This is a genomic window from Formosa agariphila KMM 3901, assembly GCF_000723205.1.
GTDB lineage: Bacteria > Bacteroidota > Bacteroidia > Flavobacteriales > Flavobacteriaceae > Formosa > Formosa agariphila.
On the sequence record NZ_HG315671.1, the window covers coordinates 3,647,614 to 3,660,557 of the forward strand.

Sequence of the window (12,944 nt, forward strand, 5' to 3'; positions counted from 1 at the left end):
AAAATAACTAGATAGAATGATAACCCAGGTATGTTAAAAGTAAATAAAAAAATTAATAATTGGATTTGAAAAACAATTTTATAAGCTGTTTTGCTTCAATTTATTTTTTTCATTTTAGCAAGAAGACAGGACTATACTTGTGATAATATTGAGACATAAAAACGAAAAACATAGTCATAAGTCATAAATTCTAAAACAAAAAAAGCCGACTATAAATAGTCGGCTTTCTCTTATTGTGCGGGCGGAGAGACTCGAACTCTCACACCTCGCGGCACTAGATCCTAAGTCTTTACAAGAATTAAACAATTAAAATCAAAATCAAGTAAAAACACTGATTTTAAGATACTTACATTTTAACCAATATCATATAAAACCATTTAATAACACTAAATGTTGTACCTATGTTGTACCAACCTTAATTTTATTTGAATTATCTTTAAGTATTAAAAATCAACATCATATGTCTTCAAGTGTTAAAGTCGTAATCAGAAAAAAGCCAAATGAGCATAAAGAATATCCTTTAGCTATCCGCATTACAAAAGAAAGAAAATCTAGTTACCATTACATTGGCCAATATATTCTATTGGAACATTGGGATAAAAGAAATAATCGGGTTAAAAAATCCCATCCATATGCAGATAATTTAAACAGTTTATTACTTACAAAAATCGCTGAAGCAAATAAAAGCCTTTTGAACTTACAAGAAGAGGATTGTGATATTTCATCTTCTCAAATTAAAGAAAAACTGTATACCACGCAGTCATTCAATTTCTTTGACTTCTCAAATACATATTTAGAAGAATTAAAAGTAAATAATAAATTGACTAGGTTATCTAGTGAAAAGGCTTATTTGGGAAATTTATTAAAATTTAACAAATCCAAAAATTTAACTTTTAAAGAAATAAATGTCAAATATTTAAATCAGTATAAAACATTTTTAAAATCCAAGAGGTCCTTAAATGAACGCTCAGCAATAAACAATCTTATTTTTATTCGCACCATCTTTAATAGAGCAATACAATTTGAGGTAACCAAACAAGAATTCTATCCGTTTGGGAAACATAAAATTAAAATTAAATTTCCCGAAACTAAAAAGATTGGATTAAACCATGATGAGATTAAAAAAATTGAAGATTTAAAAAACCTCTCCGATAAAGAAATTCATGCAAGAAACATTTGGCTTTTTAGTTTTTACCTTGCTGGTATTAGAGCTGCAGATGTATTTAAATTAAAGTGGAATGACATAAGTGATGGTAGACTTAATTATGAAATGGACAAGAATACTAAAAAGGTTACTTTAAAAATGCCGGAACAAGCCTTAAAAATTTGTAATTCGTACTTAAAACTAAAACAAACCAAAGACGACTTTATTTTTCCAGAAATGAAATTTGCTGATTTCAACAACCCTGCAGATGTACTTTCAAAGATTAAAGCCGCCAATAGAAAAACAAATAAGTACTTAAAATCCATTGCAGTGAAAGCAGAAATTACAAAAAGCCTAACCATGCATATTTCTAGACATAGTTTCGGTAATATAGCTGGAGATAGAATTTCCCCTTTAATGCTACAGAAATTGTATAGACACTCTCATTTAAGTACTACAATCGGATACCAAGGTAATTTCATTCATAAAGACGCAGACGATGCTTTAGATCGAGTTATAAATTTTTAATAATTTCAATCTATAGAATTTGAATTATTTTCTACGTATAGCAATTTAATGACAAAGCAAATGCAATACAAGTACTTAAACATCTTGCAATTATCAAATATTGTTCTGTTTAATTTCGTAATTTATATACATGAAATTATTAGCTCACCCTACTTCCCGATATTTTACGATACTTAATCTGGTAAAACAAAGTTAATTTAATCTTCTTAAATAGATATTAAAATCTACAAATGATATAAATCTTAATTAATTTTCATTTCTATACTCAAAAGGATTTGTATACAATACTTTTTCATTTTGCATTAATCTCTCATGTATATGATAGGTTACATCCATCCAACTGCGTTCTTCACCCCATAGTGGTCTTATCATTTGAGATTCCCAGTTTTCTAATTCGTTTTGTAACAATTGAAATTCTTTAGGATTTCTACTTTCAAGGTTTGTCATTTCCCCCAAATCATTTTTTAAATTGTATAAAGTTGCTCCGTAACCTTGCAAACGAACCATTTTATAATCGCCGACCCTAACTCCAGCTTCTTCTAATTTCCTCCAAAACAATCTATCATGAGGGTTTCCGGACTTTACACCTTTTAAATATGGTAACAAATTCACACCATCTAATAATAAATCATCTGACATTTTAATTTTAGCAGCTGCTATCGATGTTGTAAAAATATCTAATGACGAAGACAACCCTTTAAAGGTTTGCCCTCCTTTAATCTCCTTGGGCCAACTAACAACAAATGGCACCCTATGGCCACCCTCAAATTTATTACCTTTCCAGCCTTTAAGAGGGCCTCCACTTGAACTGTTATTGGCAGCTCCTCCATTATCCCTTAAAAAATATATGAGGGTATTTTGTTCCAAACCCAAATCCCTTAATTTTTGATTTAATTTCCCAACATTTTCATCCAAAGACCAGGTCATAGCAGCCAGTTTTTGTCTAGGATGATTTTTAAACTTTTCCAAATGCTCCTCTTTAGCTTCCATTGGGGTATGAACCGCATTATATGCTAAATACATAAAAAATGGTTGGTCCTTATGCTCTTCAATGTATTTTACCGATTTATCCCCCAAAACATCTGTCATATACCCTTCAAATTTCACACGATTACCATTGTGTTGTAGCATATTATATTTTGAAGGATTTTTCAAGGGAAAATAAGATCTACTTCCTATTTCAAACCCAAAAAACTCATCGAATCCTCTTTGATTAGGATGGTCTGATTTACTAGCTCCTAAATGCCATTTACCTAAGGCTATCGTTTTATAACCATTATTTTTAAAAATATCGGCCATAGTAACAACATCATCTGACAAACCAATATCACCAGAATCTCCATATCCCGTTCCATTGGCCTCAAATCCAAAACGCTGTTGATATTTTCCTGTTATCAAACCGGCTCTTGAAGGGGCGCAAACAGTAGCGCTTACATGAGCATCTGTAAACACCACACCACTTTTGGCCAAATTATCTATATGGGGGGGGGTAGCAAATCCTTGCTACCCATAAAGCCAAAATCGGCATAGCCTGCATCGTCTATAAGAATAACGATAACATTAGGTTGTTTGATTTGACTTGATGGTTTTTCTACTAATGCCTTGTTTTTGCATGATACATTACGAACTAAAAAAAAGAAGAACTTTAAAAATGGAATTCACAAACATTCCGAATTGCCTTTAAAACAAAAGTATCTGTAATTGATAATCCGAACCATACATATTCCTCCCAACAGCACTTGATTCTTATTAATTAATAAGTATAGAACACAAGATAAAACACTTTTTGCACAGGCTTAATAATTTCATAACATTACCAAATAGTACTTTTTATAATTAAAAACACTTATATAAAAACATATAAGAATTATGAATAAGTATTTTTTAGTTGTGCTCATAACGATCACTGGAATCCTTAATGGTGGAGCACAAAACCTACCTAAAACGGATAAAGAATTTAATAATAACGAAAACGACTTTCAATTTGTAGTGGTTAGTGATCGCACTGGTGGAATGCAACCCGGTGTTTTCGCTAAAGCATTGGATAAAGTTAATTTAGTTCAGCCTGAATTTGTTATTTCTGTTGGAGATCTTATTGATGGATACACCAAGGACCCTAAAATTTGGAATGCACAATGGGATGAATTTGATTCGATTGTAAACAAATTAGAGATGCCATTTTACCATGTATCAGGTAACCACGACACTAGTAATGAACTATTATTAGAAGCTTGGCGCGCACGGCTAGGTAAAGATTATTATCATTTTAAATATAAGAATGTTTTATTTTTAGCTATCAATACAGATGAAATTGAAGGCGGTGGATTAAGTCAAACCCAAATCAACTATTTTGAGCAAACTTTAGCGAAAAACCAAGACGTACGTTGGACCTTGTTATTTATGCATAGACCTGTTTGGTCATATGAAGATGATTTAGGCTATAAGCAAATTGAAAAAGCATTAGGTAAAAGACAATACACTTTATTTAGTGGACATCATCACCATTATAGGTACAAAAACCACAATAACATGGAACATTTCACCTTAGCAACCTCTGGAGGTGGTAGTAACCTGAGAGGTGCTAATGTAGGAGAATTTCACCATATTAGTTGGATTACAATGAAAGCCGAAGGTCCAAAAATTGCACATTTAGAACTTTCTGGAATTTATGACAAAAATGTAGTTTTAGAAGCGGATTATGAAGACATTCAAGTCTTACGAAAAGGTAAATGGTTAGAAGTCTCACCTTATGTAAACGCAACAAACACTTTTAATTCGTTTGCGACAGAAATGATTTTTAGAAATGATACTAAACGAAATATGATTATCAAAGGAAAAATTAAAGATACGAATGGATTAACATTTTCACCCAACACTATTTCGGATACGTTATCCCCAAGTACTAGCAAAACCATTCCTTTAACAGTATCCTCCAATTCCAACAATGCATCAATTCAAACATTAAATAACACCCTTACAAATATCACTTTAAACGGTGGATTTTTAAGCGCTTTAAATGATAGTATTTTTATTTCAACTTCCAAAACCTTATTAACCGATTGGAATCACACTCTTCTTAAGACCGAGAACAATATATCTATTGATGGAGATTTAAATGACTGGAATTCATCTGATTTTATAGACGTATTACAACCCCAATTTTTAAAAGAAGATTGGGATTGGACTGGCCCTAAAGATGGGAACTTTAAGTTTTCTCTTTCTCGAGATAATAAGCAATTATACATAGGTATCTCATTTAAGGATGACAAGCTTATTTTCAATAATAATATTAAAGAAAACCAAGATAAATTTTATGTAAATTTAAACTCTTCGAAACAACAAATAAAATTAGAGTTTATTAAAAATTCAAAATCTTCAAGTCCTTTTATTATTTGGAATGAAGGACAATCTAAAAATATCGATGCCATTTTAAAACAAAATTCAAACGAACTTATTTTAGAATTTTCTTTACCCCTTAAAGACATCTTTGATAAAAAAATGGAGGATATGGATTGGTTGCGTGTTAATATCGGAGTTATGGATCACGATCAGATGGAAAATACAAAACCTTCTATTTTATGGTGGAGACCTTTAAATACTTCTCCTCTTAACTATAAAGACAATGGAAAATTTTACATAGAAAAGTAAGGAGAACTCCTTTTAAACATAATTTATAGAGATCATTTTAAGTAAAAAATAACACTTGAAATGATTTCTTATTTAAAAATTAAAATTACTCGGATCTGGACCAATTCTTTCCATTCGATCTAACCCATTTATCATTTCTATTTCTTCAACACTTAATTCAAAATCAAATACTTTAGCGTTATCAATTATTCTACTTTCCTTAACAGACTTAGGAATTGTAATTACACCTCTTTGCAAGTTCCACCTTAACACGATTTGAACTTCTGTTTTATTATATTTAGTAGCCAGTTTATTAATAATTTCTATTTCAAAAATTCTACCTTGCATTAAAGGACTCCAAGCTTGATATTGAATGCCATTGGTTTTACAATACTGAAACAGTTCCTTTTGCTGTAAATACGGGTGAAATTCTACTTGATTAACCATAGGAATAATTTGAGCTGTAGTTTGCAATTCTTCTAACTGCTCTATTATAAAATTACTAACACCAATAGCTCTAACCTTACCTTCATTATACAAAAATTCCAAAGCTCTCCATGTATCTTGAAACTTACCTTTAACAGGCCAATGAACCAAGTATAAATCTAAATAATCTGTTTGTAATTTTTTTAGACTTTCATCAAAAGCTTTCAAAGTATTCTCATAACCTTGATCTGAATTCCAAACCTTACTTGTTACAAAAATATTTTTTCGATCAATTCCGCTTTCTTTAATTCCTTGCCCTACACCTTTCTCATTGTCATAAATCGCAGCAGTATCAATATGGCGATAATTAGCCTTCAATGCATATTTCACGGCATTAATAACTTCATTTCCATCTGCCGACTTAAAAACACCAAGACCAAAATATGGCATTTCAACTCCGTTATTTAATTGAAAACTACCATTTAAATCTGTTAATTTCATATTTCAAAATTTAGTTTATGTATTAAATTGTTGTTACTCTTTGATAGTATTTTTACTCTTAATTAAATATTGAATCATTTCTAATGTATGATAGGTCGATTTCCCTATACTTCCTTTTAGTTCATTGGTTATTGGAATATTATTTTTATCAATATAAAAATATTCCCCACCGTTATCTATATCTGTAAATGCCTTAAAATAAAAATCTTCCAATTTTAATAGTCTCTCTTTATAGAGTTCACCACCCAAAGATAAAGCGATGAGAGCTTCACAATGTTGCCACCAAGTTTTTCTAAAATCTATAACTTCTTCAGACATAACATTTACTTCACTATAAATCCCTTGAGAAAGATTAGCCTCTGGAAAAACAGGTTTACTCAACGTTCTATCTAGAATTTCTATACCTAGGTTATAATATTTCTGTTTTTGTTCTAATGTTAAAAAATCCCATGACTTAGTTCTTAATAGCAACGATGCAAGCTGGAAATTATGTCCTGGAGTAACTTTTATTGCAATATCTTTTGAATTTGAAAATTTAAAAACACTCCAATCATCATTATATTTCAAATTCACCCAGCCTAAATTAGCATTCCAGGCTTGATTATAAATAATGGATAAATTTTCCTTTAAATAAGACTCATATTTTAACTTGTTCACCACGTCTGTGCCCCATAAGTTTTCTAAATATGCTGTAATTGGATACATTAAAGACTGAAGCGATTTACTACCAGAGACTTGACCTTTACTCATATCATAAGCACCGTAAAAGCCCCCATTTTTCTTGTCGTGAAAACGTTCAATAAAATCAACATTTAATTTATTTATATTAAGTAGTAATGTTTCATTTGGATAATGTTTATATAATTCTACTAAGCCGCACAAACCATAAACCTGCTGCCAAACATCTAAGCTATTTGTAATGTCTTTTGTCTTTAACTTTACATCATAAAATGAATTAAAATAATGTCCGACCGAATCTCTACTTACTAAATGATTCATCTGAAAATTATAAGCATTAATTGCTTTATTCAAATTATTTCCATTTGCCTTTGCAGAAGATGACATTCCATAAATTAACCTACTAAGGGCAACATTATAGACTTTATTGGAAACAACTTGCCCTGAATTATCTATTTCGGAATAATAAGTGCCTAATTCAGATTCATAGGCGTTTACTTTAAAAAAAGAGACTAAATTGTTTATTGATTTATTATATTTAGTACTAACATCAACCAGCCCTTTATTTTTTTGTTTTTTTAAATCTTTACAGGAGAATGTCGAGATTAAAAATAATAAAATAAAAAGATTAGGTATTTTATTTATGTAACTACTTAATATTTTCATACAATTCTAGCAATATCATTAAGCGTAATTTATTTTTCTAATTTCTTTAATAACATCCTTCCCACAGCAGAAGCAGATTGTGGATTTTGACCCGTTATTATTCTGCTATCCACAGTAACTTGTTCTTGCCACAGCCCTGCCTTATTCATTTTAGCTCCACTATTAATTAATGCATCCTCTAATGAAAAAGGAACAACATCAGTTAATTCTATTTCAGATTCTTCTTCATTTGTAAATCCACTAACCGATATCCCTTCTAAAAGATTCTTCCCATTACGTAATTTTACATTTACTAATCCTGAAGGTCCATGACAAACGGCACTAACTAAACCACCATTTTCATAAATTGTAGCTGTTATATTCTCTAACTTTTCATTGTCTGCAAAATCCCACATAGTTCCATGACCTCCAGCAAAATAAATAGCACTATAATCTTTAGGATTTACCTCAATTGGCTTAAAAGTGTTTTTTATTTTCTGCTGATATTTGTTATTTTCCAAAAAAGCGATATTAATACTATCATTAGTGTCCATACTAGTTGGATCTATAGGAGCCTCTCCACCATCAGGACTTACAAAATCAATTTCAAATCCCTCCTTCGACAGAATATGCCAAACGTGAGAAACTTCACTTAACCAGTATCCAGTTTTATTACCTGTTTCTCCTAACTCTTCGTGCGAAGTCACAACAAACAAAACCTTTTTAGACTCCTTTATAGTTTGAACATCTTTATTTACTTTTTTTACTTTAGTTTGACAAGCTGTGACCACTATTATAGCCACGATAAACAATATTTTTTTCATAATATGATTACGTATTTAAAATTTAATTTTGTTCAGAATATTCTGGTTTTGATAGAATACTTATAATATCTGTATAGTTATATTTTACTGCTAAATCTAACGGAGTATTCCCGTCTAACCCTTCTAAATTTGGGATCGCTCCAGCATCTAATAAGGCAATTACTGTTTTTGTATGTCCATGCCAAACAGCATCATGTAAAGCAGTATATCCATTATAAGGACCTTGAGCATTTAGTTCTGCTCCGGCAATTACCAAACGATCAATACTTTCTGGATGACCCATATATCCAGACTTATGCAACACCGTTGATTTCATTGTCCAGTCTACAATTCTAGGGTTTGCACCTTGCTCCAATAAAAGTTTCACAATATCACTCTTGCCTAATCTCGAGGCATACAATAAAGGTGTTATCCCCTTTAAAGCTCCATTTAAGGTATGGTCAGCTTTTGCATTAATATCCAATCCATCGCTTATTAACTTTTCAATTTCCGCAATATTATTGTTTTCAATTTCAGTATAAATAGTAGTATTTGATTTATATAAATTCACTTTTTTAATATAATCTTCTATAATCTTTACAATATGTTTATCCCCTGCATTTTCAGCTATAACCTGTGCTGTTAATGTTCCTCGAGCTTCAATCGTATAATTAGCTCCAGCCTCTAATAAGTACTTAACCATAGCCGCATTTCTATACCAACTAGCATCTATTAGTGGTGTATTTCCATTTGTTGGTGATCGCATATCTATAAATGCACCGTGACGAATAAGCAATTCTGCCACAGGTACTACACCGCTTTGGGCTGATTTATGAAGCGCCGTAGCCCCCATCCTGTTATCAAGTATATGAACATCTGCTCCAGCAGAAAGAAGTAAGTCACACATTTGATAATTTCCTAAACCTGCAGAAAGCATTAAAGGTGTATATCCGAGCGCATTTTTCCCGTTAACATCTATACCATGTTCCAATAATCTACTAGCCTCAACTAAATTATTGCTTTTAACAGCCAAGCATAATTCATTAGCTTTTATTTCGAAAACTGATAACAAAAATATAGCGGTAGAAATAATAATTTTAATAGTCATATATATTTTTGTTTTTACTTAATGTTTAATTTATTAATTGTAAACGACAGATTGTCAATATTATCGTTTGCTTCATTTATTCTAGAATTAGTATAATATAATGTGTCTTTATAAATACTAAATGTGTCTGCCCATCTTACATCCTCACCTTCGTAAAACGTTTCAATAGCTCCCTCAACAGGGTTTACTTTCATGATTTTATTATACTCTAAATCACCTAAATAGAGATTCCCCATTTCATCAAAAATCATCCCGTCGGGTGCTGATGTTTTCATAATAAACTTCACGTCGTCTTCAATCTCCTTTTGATTTCCTTTTGCTAAAATATCCGTTGAAACCGCATATAAACTATAACCAGTTAAAGCATGGTAGTATAGTAAATCATTTTTAGTATCTAAGGCAATTCCATCAGAATGAACAGTATTTACCCACTTAGAACCTGAAAAATTTAAAAAATCTGTTTCGGCAAGTGTAGAATTATGATCATTTAAAACCCTAAATGATGTCCCTAATTTTAAATCAACAACAACCAAACCTGCATGCCCCGAATCTGTTAAATAAATTTTACCGCGTTTTTTATCTATACGTAAATCATTTATATAAGAGTCTTTATGAAATGTGCCTTCTTGTAAAATAAAAGTCTTTATATGCTCATTTGTTAAAAGGTCAAACATAAAAACTCTTGGGTTTTCGATTACACCATTAAACAATGGATTTCGGGTATCTAAAACATACAAGTTATTTTCAAAAGCAACTACCGATTGAACCGCTACAAAGACATTCTCGGATGTAGGGTCCCCTAATGTCCAGCTGTTCCATTTTGGGTTAGGAAAGGCTTTGGGCTTACCTTCTTCCACCACCTCGACAACTGAGTTTTCCACACCCTTACGCCATCTTGGAAAATTAGCAAAAATTCGACCTTTATCACTAACTGTTACCCCTGTAACTTGTTGCCCCTTAAAAACTGCAACCTCTTGCTTTTGAGTGCTGTTAAAATTATTCATACAACTATTTAATGTTATTAAACACAATAAGGTTAATACTATATTTTTCATAAGTTTTATTTTTGATAAGCTCCACTAGAATAGGTTAATTCATAACTATGCGTGTATATTTCAAATACAATTCCAAAAGGATCCTCTACATAACACATCTTGAAAGGTTTATCATTAGGATAGTATTCTCTTATAGGCATTCGCTGTTTACCGCCATAAGTTACTATTTTATCAACAAGACTTTCTATTTCCGGATCCTGTATACAGAAGTGAAATAGACCTGTGTTAAAAGGGCTAAATTCAGGAGCTTGTTTAATTCCGTTTGGAAAAGAAAATAATTCTATTCCTATACCATCTGATGTGGCTAAATGTGCAATTTCAAACTCCGTCCAGTCCTCACCTAGAACATCAATACACATTTTACCTATAGCTGTATCTTTTTCCTTCTTTACTTTTGAAGGTTCCATAATTACGTACCAGCCCATTACTTCTGAGTAAAAATTCAATGCCTCTTCTATATTAGGAACTGTTAATCCAATATGAGAAAACGATTTAGGGTAATTTTTATGTGTTGACATACTTTATATATTTAAATAATAAAATTAATCCGTATTAATCGAATACGCAATAACACACCAAAATGTAACATAACCAACCAAAAGAGTTAAATACTGATTTACAATCAATTACAACACGTGTTAAAGTTATGTTATTTCATTTAGTAATCATTTTCAGACCAATGAGAATTAAAAAACAGTGACTGTTATCTAAAACCAGTGAACATTCTAGTGAACACTAAAGGATTATCAAAATTTTAAATACTATATTCATTTTTCAATTTCACTTAGATATTTTAAAAATTCTAAACAACGCATTGATTATTTGAAAGACCACCTTCTCAGGTGGTCTTAAACAAACTACAACCACGAATGGTTACTCAAACAAACAAAATGATATTCTTATTCTATTGAAATAATCTTAAATCCTTTAAACTTTTTACCTTTATAATTTACAGCTTCAATCTCTAAACCATAGGATCCTTTTTCCAAATTAGAGGGTAATTTAGCTTTCCAAATATGTTCGGTTTCGGCAACACCTGGCGTCCAATTATCATCATTTTTCTTACTAGAAATGGTAGACAACATAAAAGGATCTTTATCGACGCTATTGGTAAATTCAATTTCTAGATTTGTACCTTTTATTTTCCCTATAACTTTATCTCCTTTTTTACCTATAAACCAGTTTACTAAAACATTCTCCTGATCAGTATAAATTCGCATATGAAAATTTTCAGGATAATTTACAGGTTTATACGTATAAGTATATTGATTGTTTTCTACATCCATTACAAAATATCCTTTAGGGGTACCGTCCGTAGATGTTGCATAAGGAATATCTAATTCGTCTTTAGGTGATAACCACCAAGAACCGCAAGTTGCACCGGCTACAAGGCCATCAATATCGCTGTGATAATGCTCTTCTATATCATAGGCCTTTACAGTGTGTAAATGACCTGAAACTGCAAAGACCTTATTATTTTTACTAAGTATATTAAAAATAGTTTCAACATCATCTTTTTTAGTAAAACGGTCCAAAATTGGAGCATGTGTACAAACAACAATCGTTTTGTCATGTGCAACAAACTTCATATCATTCTTTAACCAAGTTAACTGCTCGGAATCAATACCGCCAAAATAGCTTCCTCTTTTCTTTTTCTTATAATTCCATCCATCATATTGAATGGTATTTAGAACGATATAATGAAAATTACCATAATCGAACGAATAATATTCCGGACCATAAGTATCTTTAAAAGTCGAGGTTGCATAGCGATTATCTTTAGCCTGATAATTGATATCATGATTTCCAAAAACATAATAACCTACCTGACCCATTTTACTTGAAAACTCTAATTCTTTAGATAAAATATCTAAATAATCATCAGCTATATCTCCCAAAACGATTCTAAAATCAGCATCTTCTATCGCCATAAATGGCAGTAATCCATCTTTAAAATAATCTAACCGTTGGTCATTTCCCATTTGAGGGTCACCTACTAATAGTGCTCTATGGGAGTCTTCATTAACTTTATGCATTGGGAAGTACAAAGTTTTTGGAAGCTCATTTGACACATTTGTTCCAGGATATTTTAAAACTTCCTTAATGGGATTTGGCTGATAATAAAAATAAGATTTTGGTTTGTTTTTATTATCGATTTCAAACTGATAGCCTTTAGGTTTAGTTACAGAAATAAAATGCTCTTCCCTTAATTGCAATGTAAAAACTCCATCTGAATTTGTTACCACAGACTCTAATTGATTAGTTACTACAACATTTTTTAATGCCTTATCACCAGCATCAAAAATTTGATTGGCATTAACATCTTCAAAAACGATTCCTGTTATATCCTGTGCATTGACTATCCCAATACTAAGTAAACCTAAAAAACGGATTGTGTTTTTTAGATTTACATTTAGTTGTAACTTCAT

The 12,944-nt window shown here is 31.2% G+C and carries 9 protein-coding genes and 1 pseudogene; 2 read left to right on the forward strand and 8 right to left on the reverse strand.

Translation table 11 applies throughout. The features are described from left to right. The first annotated feature begins 460 nt into the window (after positions 1 to 460). Positions 461 to 1,672, forward strand: a complete 1,212-nt coding sequence (locus BN863_RS15375; RefSeq protein ID WP_038532092.1) for a site-specific integrase — start codon at positions 461 to 463, stop codon at positions 1,670 to 1,672. A 246-nt stretch (positions 1,673 to 1,918) separates the two neighbouring features. Here the strand turns inward: BN863_RS15375 and BN863_RS15380 are convergent. Then, positions 1,919 to 3,154: pseudogene (locus BN863_RS15380) on the reverse strand (sulfatase-like hydrolase/transferase); the annotation flags it as partial. A gap of 387 nt (positions 3,155 to 3,541) precedes the next feature. On the opposite strand from BN863_RS15380, the gene BN863_RS15385 reads away from it, so the two are divergent. Further along, positions 3,542 to 5,320: a metallophosphoesterase family protein gene (locus tag BN863_RS15385; protein ID WP_038532093.1), complete on the forward strand. Its 1,779-nt coding sequence runs from the start codon at positions 3,542 to 3,544 to the stop codon at positions 5,318 to 5,320. 72 nt (positions 5,321 to 5,392) lie between these two features. On the opposite strand, the gene BN863_RS15390 is transcribed toward BN863_RS15385, so the two are convergent. From BN863_RS15390 to BN863_RS15420, 7 genes are all read right to left on the reverse strand, one after another. Next, positions 5,393 to 6,226 (reverse strand): aldo/keto reductase, encoded by an 834-nt coding sequence (locus BN863_RS15390; RefSeq protein WP_038532094.1) that lies wholly within the window; start codon positions 6,224 to 6,226, stop codon positions 5,393 to 5,395. A gap of 33 nt (positions 6,227 to 6,259) precedes the next feature. After that, complete coding sequence (locus tag BN863_RS15395; RefSeq protein ID WP_038532095.1) at positions 6,260 to 7,570, reverse strand: AGE family epimerase/isomerase; 1,311 nt, start codon at positions 7,568 to 7,570, stop codon at positions 6,260 to 6,262. A 29-nt stretch (positions 7,571 to 7,599) separates the two neighbouring features. Then, on the reverse strand, positions 7,600 to 8,373 hold the full coding sequence (locus tag BN863_RS15400; protein WP_084817554.1) for a type 1 glutamine amidotransferase domain-containing protein: 774 nt from the start codon (positions 8,371 to 8,373) through the stop codon (positions 7,600 to 7,602). 22 nt (positions 8,374 to 8,395) lie between these two features. Further along, on the reverse strand, positions 8,396 to 9,460 hold the full coding sequence (locus BN863_RS15405; protein WP_051774883.1) for an ankyrin repeat domain-containing protein: 1,065 nt from the start codon (positions 9,458 to 9,460) through the stop codon (positions 8,396 to 8,398). A gap of 14 nt (positions 9,461 to 9,474) precedes the next feature. Continuing rightward, positions 9,475 to 10,515 (reverse strand): L-dopachrome tautomerase-related protein, encoded by a 1,041-nt coding sequence (locus tag BN863_RS15410; protein WP_038532096.1) that lies wholly within the window; start codon positions 10,513 to 10,515, stop codon positions 9,475 to 9,477. A 5-nt stretch (positions 10,516 to 10,520) separates the two neighbouring features. Beyond that, entirely contained in the window at positions 10,521 to 11,033 is a 513-nt protein-coding gene (locus tag BN863_RS15415) for a VOC family protein (RefSeq protein WP_038532098.1), read from the reverse strand. A 381-nt stretch (positions 11,034 to 11,414) separates the two neighbouring features. Continuing rightward, entirely contained in the window at positions 11,415 to 12,944 is a 1,530-nt protein-coding gene (locus BN863_RS15420) for a calcineurin-like phosphoesterase C-terminal domain-containing protein (RefSeq protein ID WP_038532100.1), read from the reverse strand.